At 70.6% G+C, this 19,339-nt stretch carries 15 protein-coding genes; 5 read left to right on the top strand and 10 right to left on the bottom strand.

Going from position 1 to position 19,339, the window contains the following annotated elements:
• Positions 1–228: 228 nt before the first annotated feature.
• Together tal and tkt are read right to left on the bottom strand one after the other, a co-directional pair.
• A complete protein-coding gene (tal, locus tag ACH4DZ_RS36905) occupies positions 229–1,374 on the bottom strand; it encodes a transaldolase (protein ID WP_398292763.1) in 1,146 nt (381 codons plus the stop codon).
• A 19-nt stretch (positions 1,375–1,393) separates the two neighbouring features.
• A complete protein-coding gene (tkt, locus tag ACH4DZ_RS36900; protein WP_398292761.1) occupies positions 1,394–3,481 on the bottom strand; it encodes a transketolase in 2,088 nt (695 codons plus the stop codon).
• Between the two features lie 146 nt (positions 3,482–3,627).
• On the opposite strand from tkt, the gene ACH4DZ_RS36895 reads away from it, so the two are divergent.
• Entirely contained in the window at positions 3,628–4,596 is a 969-nt protein-coding gene (locus tag ACH4DZ_RS36895) for a helix-turn-helix domain-containing protein (protein ID WP_398292759.1), read from the top strand.
• Between the two features lie 72 nt (positions 4,597–4,668).
• On the opposite strand, the gene ACH4DZ_RS36890 is transcribed toward ACH4DZ_RS36895, so the two are convergent.
• The 5 genes from ACH4DZ_RS36890 to ACH4DZ_RS36870 form a co-directional block, all read right to left on the bottom strand.
• Complete coding sequence (locus tag ACH4DZ_RS36890) at positions 4,669–6,051, bottom strand: glycoside hydrolase family 16 protein (RefSeq protein WP_398292756.1); 1,383 nt, start codon at positions 6,049–6,051, stop codon at positions 4,669–4,671.
• Positions 6,052–6,256: 205 nt separating this feature from the next.
• Complete coding sequence (locus tag ACH4DZ_RS36885; protein ID WP_398292754.1) at positions 6,257–7,510, bottom strand: Ig-like domain-containing protein; 1,254 nt, start codon at positions 7,508–7,510, stop codon at positions 6,257–6,259.
• A gap of 152 nt (positions 7,511–7,662) precedes the next feature.
• Entirely contained in the window at positions 7,663–8,559 is an 897-nt protein-coding gene (locus ACH4DZ_RS36880) for a DUF72 domain-containing protein (RefSeq protein ID WP_398292752.1), read from the bottom strand.
• Positions 8,560–9,079: 520 nt separating this feature from the next.
• The gene (locus ACH4DZ_RS36875) at positions 9,080–9,838 is read right to left on the bottom strand and encodes an IclR family transcriptional regulator (RefSeq protein ID WP_398292750.1); all 759 of its coding nucleotides are present in this window, start codon (positions 9,836–9,838) and stop codon (positions 9,080–9,082) included.
• 13 nt (positions 9,839–9,851) lie between these two features.
• On the bottom strand, positions 9,852–10,286 hold the full coding sequence (locus ACH4DZ_RS36870; protein WP_384807125.1) for a MarR family winged helix-turn-helix transcriptional regulator: 435 nt from the start codon (positions 10,284–10,286) through the stop codon (positions 9,852–9,854).
• 250 nt (positions 10,287–10,536) lie between these two features.
• Between ACH4DZ_RS36870 and ACH4DZ_RS36865 the strand changes: the two genes are divergently transcribed.
• The 4 genes from ACH4DZ_RS36865 to ACH4DZ_RS36850 are packed head-to-tail and all read left to right on the top strand — an operon-like array spanning position 10,537 to position 14,394.
• Positions 10,537–11,457: an SDR family oxidoreductase gene (locus ACH4DZ_RS36865; protein ID WP_398292748.1), complete on the top strand. Its 921-nt coding sequence runs from the start codon at positions 10,537–10,539 to the stop codon at positions 11,455–11,457.
• Between the two features lie 8 nt (positions 11,458–11,465).
• Positions 11,466–12,341 (top strand): amidohydrolase family protein, encoded by an 876-nt coding sequence (locus tag ACH4DZ_RS36860; RefSeq protein ID WP_398292821.1) that lies wholly within the window; start codon positions 11,466–11,468, stop codon positions 12,339–12,341.
• Between the two features lie 51 nt (positions 12,342–12,392).
• Positions 12,393–13,910 (top strand): o-succinylbenzoate--CoA ligase, encoded by a 1,518-nt coding sequence (menE, locus tag ACH4DZ_RS36855; protein WP_398292746.1) that lies wholly within the window; start codon positions 12,393–12,395, stop codon positions 13,908–13,910.
• A 28-nt stretch (positions 13,911–13,938) separates the two neighbouring features.
• Positions 13,939–14,394: a MaoC family dehydratase gene (locus tag ACH4DZ_RS36850; protein WP_398292744.1), complete on the top strand. Its 456-nt coding sequence runs from the start codon at positions 13,939–13,941 to the stop codon at positions 14,392–14,394.
• Positions 14,395–14,538: 144 nt separating this feature from the next.
• Here the strand turns inward: ACH4DZ_RS36850 and ACH4DZ_RS36845 are convergent, their stop codons facing one another.
• The 3 genes from ACH4DZ_RS36845 to ACH4DZ_RS36835 all read right to left on the bottom strand — a co-directional run bounded on the left by ACH4DZ_RS36845 (position 14,539) and on the right by ACH4DZ_RS36835 (position 19,331).
• Positions 14,539–15,330: a PaaX family transcriptional regulator C-terminal domain-containing protein gene (locus ACH4DZ_RS36845; RefSeq protein ID WP_398292819.1), complete on the bottom strand. Its 792-nt coding sequence runs from the start codon at positions 15,328–15,330 to the stop codon at positions 14,539–14,541.
• A 177-nt stretch (positions 15,331–15,507) separates the two neighbouring features.
• Positions 15,508–18,432, bottom strand: coding sequence for a glycoside hydrolase family 2 TIM barrel-domain containing protein (locus ACH4DZ_RS36840; protein ID WP_398292742.1), 2,925 nt, complete (start codon positions 18,430–18,432; stop codon positions 15,508–15,510).
• A complete protein-coding gene (locus tag ACH4DZ_RS36835) occupies positions 18,432–19,331 on the bottom strand; it encodes a carbohydrate ABC transporter permease (protein ID WP_398292740.1) in 900 nt (299 codons plus the stop codon). The genes ACH4DZ_RS36840 and ACH4DZ_RS36835 overlap by 1 nt, the downstream gene beginning before the upstream one ends.
• Positions 19,332–19,339: the final 8 nt, after the last annotated feature.

Raw genomic sequence — 19,339 nt, 5'->3', positions numbered from 1 at the left:
TCGTGGCACCCACGGTCGTGACGGCACCCGCGGCCTTGCCGGCGCCCGCCGTGGGCTTCCCGGTGCCTGCGGCGCTCCCCGCACCCGCACCCGCACTCTTCTTGGTGCTAGGGGCCTTCTTCGTGCCCGCGGCCCTCTTGGCCTTCGCCGGCGGGGTGGCGGCGGACGCGGACGCGCCCGGTGCCGCCCCGGCCGTCTCCGCCGAGGTTCCCTCGGGAGGGTTCTTGCTCATTCGCCGTCAACTCCCTTGCTGTTCAGCGAGACCGTGACCGCGTCCAGCAGCTCGCCCCAGGCCACCGCGAACTTCGCGACGCCCTCGGACTCCAGCTGCCCGACGACCTCGTCGTACGAGATGCCCTGCTTCTCGACGGCGTCCAGGTCCGCGCGCGCCTGGGCGTAGCCGCCGCTGACCGTGTCGCCGCGGATCTCGCCGTGGTCGGCGGTGGCGTTCAGTGTGCCTTCGGGCATCGTGTTGACCGTGCCGGGCGCGACCAGCTCGTCGACGTACAGCGTGTCCTTGTAGGACGGGTCCTTGACGCCGGTCGAGGCCCACAGCGGACGCTGCTTGTTGGCGCGGGCGCCACCGAGGGCGTTCCAGCGGCCACCGTCGAAGACCTGCTCGTACGCCTCGTACGCGAGCCGCGCGTTGGCGAGCGCGGCCCTGCCCTTGAGAGCGAGGGCCTCGTCCGTGCCCAGCTTCGTCAGCCGCTTGTCGATCTCGCTGTCGACGCGGGAGACGAAGAAGGAGGCGACGGAGTGGATGGTGGCGAGGTCCAGGCCCTTGGCCTGAGCCTTCTCCAGTCCGGCCAGGTAGGCGTCCATGACCTCGCGGTAGCGCTCAAGCGAGAAGATCAGCGTGACGTTGACGCTGATACCGAGGCCGATGACCTCGGTGATCGCGGGCAGCCCGGCCTTGGTCGCCGGGATCTTGATCATGACGTTCGGGCGGTCGACCAGCCAGGAGAGCTGCTTGGCCTCGGCGACCGTCGCCTTCGTGTCGTGGGCCAGGCGCGGGTCGACCTCGATGGAGACCCGGCCGTCCCGGCCCCCGGTCTCGTCGTACACGGGCCGCAGTACGTCGGCGGCGGCGCGGACGTCGGCGGTGGTCATCATCCGTACGGCCTCGTCGACCGTGACGCGGCGGGCGGCGAGGTCGGCGAGCTGCTCCTCGTACCCCTCGCCGGAGCCGATCGCCGCCTGGAAGATGGAGGGGTTGGTGGTGACGCCCACGACGTGCTGCTGGTCGATCAGTTCGGCGAGGTTGCCGGACGTGATGCGCTTGCGGGACAGGTCGTCGAGCCAGATGGAGACGCCTTCGCCGGAGAGGGCCTTCAGGGGTTCGGTGGTGGTGATTGTCTGGGTCACAGTGATCATCTTCCTTCGTGCAGTCGAATTAACCGCGGGCGGCGGCGACGGATTCCCGCGCGGACGCGGCGACGTTCTCGGCCGTGAAGCCGTACTCGGCGAACAGGATCTTGGCGTCGGCGGAGGCGCCGAAGTGCTCCAGGGAGACGATGCGTCCGGCGTCACCGACGTACCGGTACCAGGTGAGACCGATGCCCGCCTCGACCGCCACGCGGGCCTTCACGGATGTCGGCAGGACACTCTCCCGGTACTCGGCGGACTGCTCCTCGAACCACTCCACGGACGGCATCGACACCACACGGGTGCCCACTCCCTCCGCTTCCAACTGCTCGCGTGCCGCCACGGCGAGCTGCACCTCGGAGCCGGTCGCGATCAGGATCACGTCGGGCGCTCCGGTGGAGGAGTCGCGCAGAACGTAGCCGCCCCTGGCCGCGTCGGCGTTGGCCTCGTACGTCGGTACACCCTGACGGGTGAGGGCCAGGCCGTGCGGGGCCGGGTTCACCGCGTGCCGCCGGGTGATCTCGGCCCAGGCGATCGCGGTCTCGTTGGCGTCGGCGGGGCGCACGATGTTCAGGCCCGGGATGGCGCGCAGCGAGGCCAGGTGTTCGACCGGCTGGTGGGTCGGGCCGTCCTCGCCGAGTCCGATGGAGTCGTGCGTCCACACGTACGTCACGGGGAGTTGCATCAGCGCGGACAGACGGACGGCGTTGCGCATGTAGTCGGAGAACACCAGGAAGGTGCCGCCGTAGATACGGGTGTTGCCGTGCAGCGCGATGCCGTTCATCTCGGCGGCCATGGAGTGCTCGCGGATGCCGAAGTGGATCGTGCGGCCGTACGGGTCCGCCTCGGGGAGCGGGTTGTCCTTCGGGAGGAAGGAACTCGTCTTGTCGATGGTCGTGTTGTTCGAGCCCGCGAGGTCGGCGGAGCCGCCCCACAGCTCGGGAAGCACACCGCCGAGGGCCTGCAGTACCTTGCCGGAGGCCGCGCGGGTCGCCACGGACGTGCCGGTCTCGAACACCGGCAGTGCGCTCTCCCAGCCCTCGGGCAGCTGTCCGGCCACGATCCGGTCGAAGAGCTTCGCGCGCTCGGGCCGCGCGGTACGCCACTCGGCGAGCTGCTTGTTCCAGGCGGCATGGGCCTCGGCGCCGCGGTCGAGGGCGCGACGGGCGTGGTCCAGGACCTCGTCCGACACCTCGAAGGACTGCTCGGGGTCGAAGCCGAGGAGGCGCTTGGTGGCGGCGATCTCCTCCGCGCCGAGCGCCGAGCCGTGCGCGGCCTCGGTGTTCTGCGCGTTCGGGGCGGGCCAGGCGATGATCGTGCGCATCGCGATGATCGAGGGGCGCCCGGTCTCGTTCCTGGCGGCGGTCAGGGCCTCGTACAGCGCGGGCACGTCGATGTCACCGGCCGTGTCGCCGTCCGTCGAGGGCTCGATCCGCTGGACGTGCCAGCCGTACGCCTCGTACCGCTTCAGTACGTCCTCGGAGAAGGCCGTCGCGGTGTCGCCCTCGATCGAGATGTGGTTGTCGTCGTAGAGGAAGACGAGGTTGCCGAGCTTCTGGTGGCCCGCCAGCGAGGACGCCTCGGCGGAGATGCCCTCCTCCAGGTCTCCGTCGGAGACGATGCCCCAGATGGTGTGGTCGAAGGGGGACTCGCCCTCGGGTGCGTCGGGGTCGAAGAGGCCGCGCTCGTAGCGGGCGGCCATCGCCATGCCCACCGCGTTGGCGAGACCCTGGCCCAGTGGTCCCGTGGTGGTCTCGACCCCGGCCGTGTGGCCGTACTCGGGGTGTCCCGGCGTCTTCGAGCCGTGCGTGCGGAACGCCTTCAGGTCGTCCAGTTCCAGCTCGTAGCCGGAGAGGAAGAGCTGGGTGTAGAGCGTCAGCGAGGTGTGGCCGGGGGAGAGGACGAAGCGGTCGCGGCCGGTCCACTCGGGGTCGGCGGGGTCGTGACGCATCACCTTCTGAAAGAGGGTGTACGCGGCCGGGGCCAGACTCATCGCGGTGCCGGGGTGGCCGTTGCCGACCTTCTGCACGGCGTCCGCCGCCAGCAGACGGGCCGTGTCGACGGCTCGCCGGTCCAGATCGGTCCACTCCAAGCTGTCAGGTGTCTGCGCGTTCATGTTCAACAAATCCTCACCGGAAGCCCGAAAACTGCTCTGATGCCTTCAACCTTAAAAGTCAGACTTTTACTGGGGAAGGTGCCCCTGTGTCAGCCTTTGGTGAAAGTGGGACAACGACCACGGGACCGAGCCGGTAAGAGAAGGACATGGCGGACACAAGCGCGCAATTCGAGGACGGGATCAAAGGCGGGTATCAAGGCGGGTATCAAAGCGGGCACGAGGGCGGATACGAGGGCGGATACGACGGCGGCCGGACCGGGATCAAAACCTTTCCCTTCCCCGTCGACCTCAGCGTCCTCGGCGTGGGCATGCAGGTGGGCCCGATGGAAGCAGGCCGCAGCTGGCATTCGGGTGAACAGATCGAGCGTGTCCACCGCATCGACTTCCATGTGGTCCTGCTCTTCCGGGGCGGTCCCGTCCGGCACATGATCGACTTCGACGAGTACGAGGCGGGGGACGGCGAGATCCTGTGGATCCGGCCCGGTCAGGTGCACCGCTTCTCCTCCGCGGCGGACTACCGCGGCACCGCCCTGATCATGCAGCCCGGCTTCCTGCCCCGCGCCACCGTCGAGGCGACCGGCCTCTACCGCTACGACCTGCCTCCGCTGCTGCGCCCCGACCGGGACCAGCTCACCGCGCTGGAGCACTCCCTCGCCCAGCTGGAGCGCGAGTACGTCGACACGGGCACCCTGCCGCTCAGCCTGCACACCGCGGTGCTGCGGCACACCCTGACCGCGTTCCTGCTGCGCCTGGCCCATCTGGCGGCCGGCGCCGCCGACGCGGCCCACGCGCGGGCGGACAGCACCTTCACCCGTTTCCGGGAAGCCGTCGAGAAGGGCTTCGTCACCAACCACAGTGTCAGCGCCTACGCCGACGCCCTCGGCTACTCCCGGCGCACCCTCGTCCGGGCGGTCCGCGCCGCGACGGGCGAGACCCCGAAGGGTTTCATCGACAAACGGGTCGTCCTGGAGGCCAAGCGCCTGCTGGCCCACACGGACACGCCGATCGGCCGCATCGGCGCCGTCGTGGGCTTCCCGGACGCGGCCAACTTCTCCAAGTTCTTCGCCCAGCACACGGGGACGACACCGGTGGCGTTCCGGGCGGAGCTGCGCTGAGACGGCTGTGGAGGGGCGGCCCCTCCGGGCGGCCCCTCCACAGGTGGGCGATCTCTCTGCCCGACTCCGGTCTCAGTGACCGAAGTTGAACCAGTTCACGTTCACGAAGTCCGCCGGCTGGCCGCTGGTGAACGTCAGGTAGACGTCGTGGGTGCCGGTGACGTTGCCGATGTTCGCGGGCACGGTCCGCCAGCTCTGCCAGCCACCGGTGTTGGCCAGCGCGAAGCTGCCGATGGGCGTGCTCGTACGGCTGTCGAGGCGGACCTCGACCAGGCCGCTGACGGCGTTGCCCGCGCCGCTCGCGACCCGGGCGACGAACTGCTTGGCCGCCGTGGAGCCGAAGTTGACGCCCTTGTACTGCGCCCAGTCGCCGTTGGCGAGCGCGCCGATGTTCTGGCCGCCGCCCGAGTCGGTGGTGGTCTCACTGATCGTGCCGCTCTGACCGTCGAACGACTCGGCCTGGATCGCGCTGTACGCGTCACGGTTGCCGGTCGGCGGAGGGGTGGTGCCGCCGCCCGAGGTGAGCACCTGGACATAGTCCACGACCATCGGGTTGCCCGGCACCGTGGCACCGTCCGGACCACCGCCGAAGGCGTCCACGAAGCCGCCGCCCATCGCCACGTTCAGGATGATGAAGTACCCGTGGTTCGTGGCGTTCGCCCAGGTCGTCGCGTCGACCTGGTTCGCCCGTACGGTGTGGTAGTTGACGCCGTCGACGTAGAAGCGGATCTCCTCCACGCTCGTCGAGCGGTCCCACTCCAGGCCGTACGTGTGGAAGCCCGCCTGGCAGGTCGTGCCGGGACAGGCGCGGGAGCCGCCGATGCCGGTCGTCTCGTTGCACGGGCCGCCCGGGTTGGTGCCGCAGTGCATCGTGGACCACACGGTGTTGAGGCCCTGGACGTTCTCCATGATGTCCAGCTCGCCGACGCTCGGCCAGTTCTGGTAGTTGCCGCGGTAGGGCGCGCCCAGCATCCAGAACGCCGGCCAGTACCCGCGGGCGGCGGCGCCCGTCACGTTCGGCATCTGGATACGGGACTGGACGCGCAGCTTGCCCCCGGCGGGCGGCTGGAAGTCGGTGCGGTTGGTCTCGATACGGCCCGAGGTCCAGTTGCCCGAGGCGTCGCGCCGCGGGGTGATCCTGAGGTTCCCGGCGCCGTCCAGCGCCACGTTGTTGGTGCTGGACGTCATGTTCTCGATCTCGCCCGTGCCCCAGTTGGTGGGGCCGCCCGGGTAGCCGTGGCCGGTCGCGTACTGCCAGTTCGAGGTGTTGACGCCGGTGCCCGCGGTGCCGTTGAAGTCGTCGACGAAGACCTGGGTCCAGCCGCTGGGCGGCGCGGGCGCGTCCGCCTGCGCCGCCGAGGCCCCGGCCGCCGCCAGGCTCAGCACGCCGACCAGCGCGATGACCGAGCGCCGTATTCGGCCGGGTCCTGCAGGGGTGCCGGAAGTTTCCCTCATGGGTGCCTCTTCGGTACGGAGTGGGGGTGCGCGGATGGTTTCGAGAGCTGTGAGAGCGCTCTCAAAACGGCTGCGCGGCCAATGTGCTCTTCGGCACTCCGGTCGTCAAGAGGTAAAGCAGAGAAAGCATCCGGCGGGCCGGGGAGTTCACTGCGTGAAGAAGGGGGACGGATCGGGCGGGGGAGGGGGCGGATCGGACGAGACGTCAGAAAGCGCTTCCTGCCTGCCAGTTGCTCCAGGACATGTTCCAGCCGTTGAGGCCGTTCGCCGGATCCACCGTGTCCTCGCCCGAGTTCTTCACCACGACCACGTCGCCGAGCATGGAGCTCTTGTAGAACGCGTAGCCGGGCTCGGAGGTGTCGCCGCCGCCCTGGGCGTCGCGCAGCCCGATGCAGCCGTGCGTGGTGTTGCTGCCGCCGAAGATCGACGACGCCGCCCAGTAGTTGCCGTGGATGAACGTGCCCGAGGTCGTCAGGCGCTGCGCGTGCGGCACGTCGTCGATGTCGTACTCGTCACCGAGACCGACCGTGGACGACTCCATCCGGGTCTTCTTGAACCGTTCGCTGATCACCATGATCCCGGACCAGGTGGTGTGCTCGGCGTCGCCGCCCGACACCGGATACGTGGCGAGGGTCTGCCCGTCCCGCCGTACCGTCATCGTCTTCTTCGCCAGGTCGACCGTACTGATCTGCTCGCGGCCGATGTGGAAGGTGACGTCCTTGGACTGGGTGCCGTAGACACCGGACGCGCCCTCGACGTCCTTCAGCCGCAGGGCGAGGGTGATCTTCGTGCCCGCGGCCCAGTACTCCTCGGGCCGGAAGTCGAGCCGGGTGTCGCTGAACCAGTGCCCCACGACCTCGACCCGCGGGTCCGCGGTCACCGTGATCGCCCTCTCGACGGCGGCGCGGTCCGTCACTGCGTGCGTGAAGTCGACGGACACCGGCATGCCGACGCCGGAGGTGGACCCCGCTTCGGGGGTGAACCGTCCGACGAAGGTGTCCGCGGCCGTCCTGGTGGTGAAGGAGAGGGTCTCCTCGGTGGCGTCCTGGGCCTCGGTCGTGGCTGTGACCGTGTACGTGGTGCCGGAGTACGGGTTCCGGCCGGAGGTCCACGTCGTACGGGAGTCGTCGAAGGACCCGGCGAGGGTGGAGCCGTCGTCGGCCGTGACCGTCACGCGGGAGAGCGTGCCGGCGGAGGCGGTGACCCGGACGGGGCTGGTGAAGTCGGCGTCCTGGCTGCCGTCGGCGGGGGTGAGGGTGAGCGGCGAGGCCTCTGCCGAGGAGGACGGGGAGGTCGGAGAGGCGGCGGAGGCCGTGGGCGTGTTGGGGGTGGTGGCGTCCGAGGCGCTCGCCGGGGAGCCGCAGCCCGTGAGCACGGCGGCCGGTACGGCCCCGAGCACGGCGAGAACGCCCCGCCGGGACCACTTCGCCGGCCCGTCGGATATCTGCGAGACGCCCACGAGATGCCTTCCTGATGAGGTGACCACTGGTGTGGGTGCAGCCTGCTCCTCTTGTCTGGGTTTGTTCTGTGAACGGGTGCGGTCCCGGCTGAGATTTCGGTGAGAGCGCTGCGGGCCGGGCCCGCCCCGAGGGGGTCGGCGCTGTGCCGGGGTCAGCGAGCGGCCCGGGACGCGGCCGGCGCGGCGAGCAGGCCGCTCATCCTCTCCGCGGCGCGTACGGCGGCATCGCCGCAGCAGTTGTTGAACAGCACGTGCAGCTCCTCGGCACGCTCGGCCATCGAACGCAGCCGCGGCAGCCAGGCCGTCAGCTCGTCGGTCGTGTACGCGTGCCGGAAACGGTCCTCCTTGCTACCGGACCCCCAGGACGTACTGCGCCCGTGAAAGCGGACCACCGCCCGCCGGGACGAGGTGACCACGTCGACCGGGGGGACGGCGTCGACGACGGACTGAGCCATGTCCACGCTGACGGTGCTCATGCCCAGCCGCGTGAGCAGATCCGCGGACGCCTGCCGCAGGTCGGGCCGCCACCAGTCGGGATGCCGGAACTCCACGGCGAGCGGCCACCCGGCGGCCCGCCGTGACCACTCCCGAAGGACGGCCTCGGCCCGGTCGTCCGGCCCGAACCACGGAGGGAACTGGAACAGCAGGGTGCCCAGCCGTCCGGTCCGCCGCAGCGGTTCGAGTGCCGTGGTGAACCGCCGCCACAACTCGTCCAGCAACCCCGGATCACCCGGCCCGGGATCGCCCGGCCGCCCGCTGTGGAGGGATCGCAGATCGGGGGGCAGGGCGGCGGTCCTGGTGGGGTGGCCGGTGAAGAGGGAGAAGGCCTTCACGTCGAAGAGGAAGCCGTCGGGCGTCCGTTCGGCCCACAGGAGGCTGTTGCGCTCGCTCGGCAGGCCGTAGTACGTGGAGTCCACCTCCACGACGGGAAAGCGCTCGGCGTAGTACCGCAGCCTGCCCTCCGCGTCCCGCCGGCCCGGCGGGTACCAGCCGCCGGCCACCAGCTTCGCATCCGTCCACGAACACGTGCCGACGAGTATGTTTCCCATTCCCTACCAGTAGCCGCGGAACGGTACCCGACACCTGTGCGGGGCCTGTGCGGGGCCGGTGGTCGACGACGCCCGCCGAGCGGACGCCGACGCCTCAGTGCTGCTCGGTGAGTTGGGGCCGTGCGGGCGGCGGAGCCTCCTCGCTCAGGCCGAAGCGGTCGTGTGCGCGGCGCAGTCGTGCGGGCGCCCACCACGCACGCCGGCCCAGCAGCGCCATGGTCGCCGGGACGAGCAGTATCCGTACCGGCGTCGCGTCGATCAGTACCGCCGAGTACGGCGAGCGCGGTGTCGACGACGTACGGGTTGGCCGTGCGCAGGCGGGCGACGGCAGGGGGATCCAGGGGGAGGTGGACGAGGCAGGCTTGGGCGGCTCCTCGGGGAAGCGGCCGTGCCGGTATCGGCGCGGGGCCGGGACCGTGTCCTCACCGGTGAGAGGGATGTCGACCGGCTCTCACCGCTGGGATGGGCGAGGGCCGGTCTCGCGTGCCCTCACCTGCGAGGGGAGAAGCGTCCGGCCCTCTCATCCCCCCGACGGCTCCGGCTGCCACCCCAGTGCCCGGGAGATCCCGCGTGCGGCGAGTCGTACCGCCGGGATCAACGCCGGTGTCTGCGCGCCTCGTTCGGGTACCACGACCGAGACCGCCGCGGTCACCGGGCCGCCCGGACCACGTACCGGCGCGGCCACCGACAGGGCGTCCTCCGTGATCTGACGGACACTCACCGCCACCCCGGAGCGCCGGACTTCGGCGAGTACGCGGCGCAGGGCCGCCGGGTCCGTGATGGTGTGCGGGGTGAAGCCGGCGAGCGGCCCGCCGCAGTACGTCTCCTGGAACGCCGGTTCGCAGTGGGCGAGCAGCGCGAGTCCCACACCGGTCGCGTGCAGCGGCCAGCGCGCGCCCACCTGGATCCTCACGCCCACGGCCGAACGGCCGGAGATCCACTCGATGTAGACGACCTCGGAGCCGTCGCGCACGGCCAACTGCACGTTCTCGTGCGTGGCTTCGTAGAGGTCCTCCAGATACGGCAGCGCGATCTGCCGCAGGGCGAGCCCGCGCGGGGAGAGCGCGGCGAGCTCCCACAGCCGCAGACCGACGTGGTAGATCCCGTCCGGGTCGCGTTCCAGGGCGCCCCAGTCGCTGAGCGCGCCCACGAGCCGGTGCGCGGTGGTGAGGGAGAGCCCGGCCCGGCGGCTGATGTCCGTGAGGGAGAGCGCCGGGTGGTCGTGGTCGAAGGCGGCGAGCACGGCCAGCAGGCGGCCGGGCGCGGACAGGGAGGTCATGGGCCGCGCCGTTCTACGCGCCGGAGTCGAGCTCGGTCTCGGCGACGCGTCGCAGCAGCGTGTGCAGGATCTCCCGCTCGGCGGGGTCGAGGGGCCCGAGCAGGTCGTCCGTCACCCGCAGCCCCGCCTCGTCGGTGTCGCGCAGGAAGGCACGCCCGTCCCCGGTCAGTACGACGGTCCGGCTGCGGCGGTCGTCGGGGGAGGGGCGGCGTTCGGCGAACCCGAGCTTCTCCAGGTCGTCGACCAGGCCGACGATCGCGCTCGGGTCGTACCCGAGCCGCGAGCTCAACTCCCGCTGGAGCGCGCCCTCGGAGGTGGCCAGGAAACGCAGCAGCGCGTAGTGCCGCAGCCGCAGCCCCGACTCCTGCAGGAACGAGTTGAACATCTGACCCGAGCGCAGTCCCATCCGGTACAGCAGGTAGCCGGTGTCCGCGTGCAGTCCGCGCATCCACGGTTCCTGGGCGTCGATCGGCGCGGCATCCGTGGGCGAGGGGTCGGTGACATGCGGCTGGCGGGCGATGGCGGGCTCCCTGGTCGTGGCCCCGCGAGGGGCTCGGTACTGCGTCCGTGCGGGACCAGCATGGCGCACAGCTGAGTCGGCAACAACTATTGACGTCAACAATTATTGTCCTTAGCTTCGATCTCGTCACCCCATCACCTCGTCGCCCCTCACCCCGTCACCTCTGAAGGGACCCCTCGTGTCCAGCATCGATCTCACCGGCAAGGTCGCCGTGGTCACGGGCTCCGGCCGTGGCCTCGGCCTGGCCTATGCGCACGCCCTAGCCGCCGCGGGCGCCTCCGTGGTCGTCAACGACGTGGACGAGGCCGTCGCCGAGAACGCCGTCGAGGCGATCACGGGCGCGGGCGGCACCGCCGTGGCCGAGGTGGTCGCGGTCGGCACCGCCGAGGCCGCGGACCGGCTGGTGAGCCGCGCGGTCGACGAGTTCGGCCGCCTCGACGTCCTGGTCACCAACGCCGGCATCCTGCGCGACAAGGTCCTGTGGAAGATGACCGACGACGACTTCGACGCGGTGCTCACCACCCATCTGAAGGGCACCTTCACCTGCGCCCGCGCCGCCGCCGTCCGCATGCGGGAGCAGGGCGAGGGCGGCACGCTGATCCTCGTCGGCTCGCCGGCCGGGCAGCGCGGCAACTTCGGCCAGACCAACTACTCCGCCGCCAAGGCCGGCATCGCCGCCATGGCCCGTACCTGGTCGATGGAGCTGGGCCGCGCGGGCATCACCGTCAACGCGATCGTGCCGGTGGCCGCGACCGCGATGACCGAGACCATCCCGGCCTTCGCCCCCTACATCGAGGCCATGAGACGCGGCGAACCGCTCCCTGACTTCCTGCGCAGGGGCGAGGGGTTCGGCACCCCCGAGGACTGCGCGGCCCTCGTCCCGTTCCTGGCCTCCGAGGCCGCCCGCGGGGTGACCGGCCAGGCCATCGGCATCGGCGGCGACAAGGTCACCCTGTGGTCCCACCCCCAGGAGATCAGGGCCGCGTACGCCGACGGCGGCTGGACGCCCGAAGCACTCGCCGACGTCTGGCACACCTCGGTCGGCGCCGAGCCGCAGACCGTCGGCATCCCGGCACCCAGGGTTCCGGAGGCGTCATGACCCTCTCCATGAATGTCGACGACCTGGTCGCCATCGACGTCCACACCCACGCCGAGGTCTCCTCCCAGGGCACGTCCTCGCTCGACGACGACCTGCACGCGGCCTCCAGCGCCTACTTCAAGGTCGAGGGCAAGCGGAAGCCGACCCTGGAGGAGACGGCCGCGTACTACCGGGAGCGGAGGATGGCCGCCGTGATCTTCACGGTCGACGCCGAGTCCGCGACCGGCACCGAACCCGTCCCGAACGAGGAGGTCGCCGAGGCCGCCGCCGCCAACCCCGACGTGCTGATCCCGTTCGCCTCCATCGACCCCTTCCGAGGGAAGGCGGGGGTGAAGCGGGCCCGCCGGCTGGTCGAGGAGTACGGGGTGAAGGGCTTCAAGTTCCACCCCAGCATCCAGGGCTTCTTCCCCAACGACCGTTCCGTGGCCTACGAGTTGTACGAGGTCATCGAGGAGACCGGCGCCATCGCCCTCTTCCACACCGGGCAGACCGGGATCGGCGCGGGCGTGCCCGGCGGGGGAGGCATCCGCCTCAAGTACTCCAACCCGCTGCACGTCGACGACGTGGCGGCGGACTTCCCGCACCTGCGGATCATCCTGGCGCATCCGTCCTTCCCCTGGCAGGACGAGGCCCTCGCGGTCGCCACCCACAAGCCGGGCGTCCACATCGACCTCTCCGGCTGGTCGCCGAAGTACTTCCCGCCGCAGCTCGTGCAGTACGCGAACACCCTGCTCAAGGACAAGGTGCTGTTCGGCTCCGACTACCCGGTCCTCACCCCGGACCGCTGGCTCGCCGACTTCGCGAAACTGCCCGTCAAGGACGAGGTCAGGCCGAAGATCCTCAAGGAGAACGCGGCCCGACTGCTCGGCCTCACCAAGCCGTGACCGGACTCATCCAGCCGTGGACCGGACACACCGAGCCGTAAGGGGTATGGCATGCGCAACGAGGGACTGGGGTCGTGGCCCGCCCGCCGGGCCCGCAAGACCCCCCACCGCACCGCCCTGATCCACCACGGCACGACACTCACGTACGGCGGTCTGTACGAGCGCACCACCCGCCTCGCCCACGCCCTGCGCGCCCGCGGAGTGCGCCGCGGCGACCGGATCGCCTACCTCGGCCCGAACCACCCCTCCTACCTGGAGACGCTGTTCGCGGCCGGCACGCTCGGCGCGGTCTTCGTCCCGCTCAACACCCGCCTCGCCGGCCCCGAGATCGCCTACCAGCTCGAAGACTCCGGCGCGAAGGCCCTCGTGCACGGGCCGGCGTCCGAGGGGCTGGTCGCCGGCCTGCCGGGCCACTGCGATGTGCGTACGTACGTCGAAGTGGGCGACGCCTACGACAAGTTGCTCGCCTCGGTCTCGGGCGAGGCGATCGACGAACCCGTCTCCGCCGACGACACCTGCGTCATCATGTACACCTCGGGCACGACGGGCCGCCCCAAGGGTGCGATGCTCACGCACGGCAACCTGACGTGGAACGCCGTCAACGTCCTCGTCGACCAGGACCTGATCGCGGGCGAACGCGCCCTGGTGTCGGCCCCGTTGTTCCACACGGCCGGCCTGAACATGCTCACCCTGCCCGTCCTCCTCAAGGGCGGCACCTGCGTCCTGGTCGAGGCGTTCGACCCGGCGGCCACCCTCGACCTGATCGAACGGCACCGGATCACCTTCATGTTCGGTGTGCCCACCATGTTCGAGCAGGTGGCCCGCCAGCCGCGCTGGGCCGACGCCGACCTGTCCTCGCTGCGCATGCTCAGCTGCGGCGGCTCACCCGTGCCGACCCCGCTCATCGCCGCCTACCAGGAGCGGGGCCTCACCTTCCTCCAGGGCTACGGCATGACCGAGGCCTCGCCCGGCGTGCTCTTCCTGGACGCCGAGCACGCGGTCACCAAGGCGGGCTCGGCGGGCGTGCCGCACTTCTTCAGCGACGTGCGCGTCGTGCGGCCCGGCCTCGCCGCGAACGACGTCGCCGGCATCGGCGAGACCGGCGAGATCCTCGTACGCGGGCCCCATGTCATGCCCGGCTACTGGGGGTTGCCCGACGAGACGGCGGCCGTGTTCAGCGACGGCTGGTTCCGCAGCGGGGACGCCGCCCGGATCGACGAGGACGGCTATGTGACCGTCGTCGACCGCATCAAGGACATGATCATCTCGGGCGGCGAGAACATCTACCCCGCCGAGATCGAGGACCGCCTCCTCGCCCACCCCGGCATCGCCGAGTGCGCGGTCATCGGCGTGCCCGACGAGAAGTGGGGCGAGGTGCCGCGCGCGGTCGTCGTACCGCGCCAGGGCGTCGGGCTGGACCCCGACGAGGTCCTCGCCTCCCTCACCGGACACCTGGCCAAGTACAAGATCCCGAAGTCGGTGGTGCTCGCGGACGAACTGCCGCGGACGGCCTCCGGCAAGCTGCTCAAATCCCGTGTCCGCCAGCGGTACGGGACCGGCTCCCGGTAAGCGACTACTCCCAGTGGAGGAGAGCCACATGACGATCACAGTGAACGGTGTCGACGAACTCAGGAAGCTCGCCGGGGGTGACCTCGGCACGAGTGGGTGGATCGAGGTGACCCAGGAACGGATCAACACCTTCGCCGACGCCACGGGTGACCACCAGTGGATCCACGTCGACGCGGAGAGGGCCGCGCAGGGGCCGTTCGGGGCGCCCATCGCGCACGGGTACCTCACCCTGTCGCTGTTCATCCCGCTCTTCACCGAGCTGCTGGACGTCCGGGGTGTGACCACGAAGGTCAACTACGGGCTGAACAAGGTGCGGTTTCCCTCGCCGGTGAAGGTGGGGGCGCGGATTCGGCTTGTCGCGCGGCTTGCGGAGGTGTCCGATGTGGCGGGGGGAGTGCAGGTTGCTGTCGACGGCACGATCGAGATCGAGGGGGTGGGGAAGCCGGCGGCGGTGTTGCAGAGTTTGTCGCGGTTCTATGTGTGACGGGGGTGTGTGCTGGGTGGTTGCCGGGTGCGGGTTCGTCGTGGCTGGTCGCGCAGTTCCCCGCGCCCCCAAAGGCACAAGACTGCGTCGTTCCCCGCACCCCTGGAGGCGAAAGGCGAAAGGATTGCGCCGTTCCCCGCGCCCCTAATGGGGCGGTCTCACCGGGACAAGATCCAAGAGGTGGTCCGCGGACTGCTGGGCCAAGGGGGTCAGGCGGGTGTAGACCGTTCGGAACGTTCTCTCGGCCTGGTCGGCGGGCCAGTTGTCCGGGAGGTGTTCGACCGGCAGACGCGGGTCCCGGCGGACGACCTGCAGCCACTGTGTCGACAGGCGCAGTCGCAGCGCGAGGGCCTGGTCCGCCGCGGGCTCGACCGTCTCCCAGTGCTGCCAGCGGCGGGCGAACGACTCGTAGCGCATGGCGAGTTCGTCCAGTTCCCAGGTCTCCTCGATCATCGCGCCGATGTCCATGCCGACGTCCGCGTGGGCGCGGAAGATCTTCACATGGGCGGACAGACCGAGCTCGGCGACGAGCCCGGAGACGTCCGTCTCACCCGGGGCGATCCACAGGCCACCGAACAGCGGGCCGAATCCGCTCCACGTCAACTGCGCCCGCAGATCGTGCCGTTGGCGCTGCCAGGACTCGGGCAGCGAGAAGCCGAGCAGGGTCCAGGTGCCGTCCCACCAGCGGTTGACGGCCCCCTCCTCCCAGATCCGCTGCTCGCCGTCCCGCAGCACGGCCTCCGAGCGCTCGGTCAGTCCGAAGTACATCCGGCGTCCCTCGCGCTGCCGCCGCAGCAGGTCGCGGCCGACCATGCGCGTCAGGGTGGACCGGGTGGCGTGCTCGCCGACACCCGCACGCCCGAAGACGTCGATGACGCTCCCCGAATACACGCAGACGTCCCGGCCGAGCACCTGGTCACCGAGAAAGGACAACATGAGGGACTGGGGCCGCAGCACGTCGTCACTGGTCACCCACCCACGGTACGCCCGCCGATCACACCCCGCCCAGCCACACCCCGCCTCCATGGGCGCGGGGAACGGCGCAATCTTGTGTCCTTGAGGGGCGCGGGGAACTGCGCGACGGACCACGGACCACGGGTCACGCCGCACAGGTCAGAGCACGCGCAGCGTCCACCCCCACCGGTGGGCCCCCGGCGCCACGAGATACCCGGCCGAGGTGTCCGGCCCGCACGAAGCCGTGCCGAGCCCCCGGTGCGCCGCGTCGAGGTGCACGACACACCCCGGCCGCGGCACCAGCTCGTCATGGTGCGTGGCGGCGGCCAGGTCCTCGGCCCGGTACCGGTTGACGGAGACCTGCCCCGGCGCCCCCAGTTCCACGGCCAGCCCCGTGGCGTCCGGCGCCGACAGCGTGAACCGCCGCACCCCGTGCCGCCCTCCGCTCTCCTGGGGCCGCAGATACGGGGTGAACAGCTCGTCCACCGCCAGCGAGTGGTGTCCCACGGGCGCGCCCGCACTGCGGTCCGGGTACGACTCCCAGGGGCCCTGCCCGTACCAGTCCAGGACATCGAGCCCGGGGGCCGTCTCGAAGACCGTGCCGACCCTGGCCACGTCGTCGAGCCCCGCCGGCAGTTCGGCCGACTCCTCGACCCGGATGCCGCCGGTGACCGGGGTGAACACCTGCTCGTGGCGGACGGTCCCGGCCCCGGTTGCGTACTCGCTGAGCACGACGACCCGGGGCCCCTCCTCGCGTACGTCCACCACCTTGCGTACGAGCGCGTCGAGGCCCCAGTCGTGCCAGCGGGCCGCCATGCCGCCCAGCTCGTCGTTGTCGGTGGGCGCCCGCCAGAGCGAGAGCCGAGGCGCCGACGTCAGCGAAGGGTGGACCAGCAGCGCGTCCTCGTCCAGCGTGACGGCCGGGCCGTTCGCGGGCTCCGGGGACGCGTCGGCGAGCGCGGCGCTCAGCCGGACCTGCGGCACACACACCTCCGTGCCGAGCGGCGCCCACGCCTCGTCGTCAGCGGTCGTGACCCGCAGGGTCAGCCAGGTCTCACCGGCGGAGGGCTCGGGCAGCGGGAAGGGCGGCGGCACCTGCGCCGACCCGCCCGGCAGTACCTCCGGCAGCGAGGCCGGCGCGCGCCGCGTCGCACCGTCGGCGCCCACGAGCAGCCACTCGGCCGCCAGCCACTCCAGTCCCCGGAAGTGCTGCCGGTTGTGGACCCGCAGCACCCCCTCGTCGTACGTCAGCCCGACCGGGCCCGCGATCTCCCGGTGCTCGTACATCACGGGCTTGGGGGTCCGGTCGGGGAACACCACGCCGTCGGCGATGAACGCCCCGTCGTGGATCGCCTCGCCGAAGTCGCCGCCGTACGCCCAGCGGTGGCCGGGCGCGGTGACACCCTTGTCGTACAGGCCCACGCCACCTCGGCCGACCGGTCGTCCGTCGTTCACCCGCTGGAGGATGCCGTGGTCCCAGAACTCCCAGATGAAGCCGCCCTGAAGACCCGGGGTGGACTCGATGGCGGCCCAGGTGTCGGCGAGCGTGCCGTTGCTGTTGCCCATGGCGTGCGAGTACTCGCACTGGATGAGGGGCTTGGTCTGCCTGCCCGACAGGGCGTGCGCCACGCAGTCCTCGATGGGCGCGTACATGGGGCAGGCGATGTCGGAGGCGAGTGACCGGTCCGCCCAGTCGATCTTGGCGGCTCCCTCGTACTGGATCGGCCGGGTCGGGTCGTGGCGCCGTACCCAGCCCGCCGCCGCGTCGTGGTTGGCGCCGTAGTCGGACTCGTTGCCCAGCGACCAGATGATGATCGAGGGGTGGTTCTTGTCCCGCAGGACCATGCGGGAGACCCGGTCCACGAACGCGGGCAGGTAACGGGGATCGTCGGCGATCTCGTGGGCGTGGTCGTGCGACTCGATGTTCGCCTCGTCCACCACGTACAGACCCAGCTCGTCGGCGAGGTCGTACAGCGTCGGGTCGTTCGGGTAGTGGGAGGTGCGCACCGCGTTGAAGCCGAACCGCTTGAGGACGACCAGGTCGGCGCGCATGTCGTCCGCGGTGACCGTGCGGCCGGTCAGCGGGTGGAAGTCGTGCCGGTTCACGCCCCGGATGTAGACGCGCTCGCCGTTGACCAGCAGGTCCCGGCCGACGATCTCGACGTCCCGGAAGCCGACCCGGTGGTGTGAGCTGTCGGCGATCGAGCCGTCGGCCCGGTGCAGCCGCACGGCCAGGTCGTACAGTTCGGGTGTCTCGGCGGTCCACGGGCGGACGTCCCGGACGACGGTCCGCAGCCGCGCCTCGCCGTAGAAGTCGGACACCCGCATGTCCTCGGCGTTGAGGCGGTCGAACTCCGTGTCCTGGGACAGGAGTTGGCCGTCCAGGGCCGCGGTGACGTACCAGCCCTCGGGGAGCGGTCCCGCCGTGTCGCGCACCTTGCAGTCGACCAGCAGCCGGCCGTCCCGCGGCGCGCGCACGGTCACGTCCGCGAGGTGCAGCGGGTCGGTGGCGTACAGCAGCACCGAGCGCGTGATCCCCGCGTGCCACCACTGGTCCTGGTCCTCGATGTGCGAGGCGTCGGACCACTTGACGACGGTGAACCGTACGGTCGCCGGGTCCCCGGGGCGCACGACGTCGGAGAGGTCGAACTCGGCCGCCAGGTGGGAGTCCTTGGAGATGCCGACCGGCCGGCCGTTCACATGGACGAGGAGCACGCTCTCGGCCGCGCCGACCTGGAGCACGATCCGCCGGCCCGCCCACTCGGCGGGGATGTCCACGGACCGCTCGTAGACGCCCGTCGGGTTCGCGGCGGGCGTGTGCGGCGGGAAGTCGCCGAACGGCATCCGGACATTGGTGTACTGGGGCAGATCGTCGGGGCTCTGCAGGGTCCATACGCCCGGCACGTCGGCGAGGGTCCACTCGCCCGACGCGCCGGTCGGCGAGGGCAGCAGCTGGAAGTGCCAGGAGCCGTCCAGGGACAGCGCGCCGGAGCGCCGGTCCACCGCGTTCATCGGCAGCCGCTGCCAGGAGGTCGTCTCCGGTGAGTCCCAGGGCCGCAGGGCGAGCAGGTGGTCGCGTCGCATCAGCGGATCGCTCCCTTGCCGAGGTCGGCGATGATCTGCTTGGCGCCGATCGCGAAGACGATCAGCAGGGGGATCAGGGCCAGGACCGCACCCGTCATGACCATTCCGTAGTCCGTGGTGCCGTGGACCCCGTTGAGCTGGGACATGGCGACCTGGAGGGTCACGTTGTCCGGGTTGGTGAGGGCGATCAGCGGCCAGGCGTAGTCGTTCCACTGGCCCATGAACGTGAAGATGCCGAGGAAGGCGAGACCGGGGCGGACCACGGGCAGGGCCACGTGCCAGTACTGGCGCAGGAAGCTCGCCCCGTCGATCTTCGAGGCGTCGAGCAGCTCGTCGTGGATCGCGCTCTTCATGTACTGCCGCATCCAGAAGATGCCGAACGCGTTCGCGGCGGCCGGCACGATCAGCGAGGTCATCGAGCCGATCCAGCCCAGCTTCGCCATGATCACGAACTGCGGGATGGCGGCGAGCTGCGCCGGCACCATGAAGATCGCCATCATCATCGCGAACAGCGTCCGGCGGCCGGGGAACGTGAACTTGGCGAAGACGAACGCGGCCAGCGAGTCGAAGAACAGGACGAGGAACGTCACGGAGACGGCGACGAGCAGCGAGTTGAGCATCGACCCGAAGAAGTCGATGCTGTCGAAGAGCTTGCTCAGGTTGTCGCCGAAGTGCGAGCCGGGCAGCAGCTTCGGCGGGTAGGAGAAGATCTCGGTCGACGTGTGCGTCGACATGATCACGGCCCAGTAGAACGGGAACGCGGAGAGCAGCACCCCGAACAGCAGGGAGACGTGCAGCGCGATGCCCCGGCGCCGGTTGCCCCGGATGCGCGTGCCCTTGGCGGGCCCGGGACGGGGCGGCTCGGTGGGGGCGGGCTCGGTCTGTGTGGTGACAGCCATGGTGACGG

It is taken from the genome of Streptomyces sp. NPDC017991 (genome assembly GCF_044328075.1).
Lineage (GTDB): Bacteria > Actinomycetota > Actinomycetes > Streptomycetales > Streptomycetaceae > Streptomyces.
Note: the sequence above shows the minus strand (reverse complement) of the source record. Positions and strands in the feature narration are given on the sequence as shown.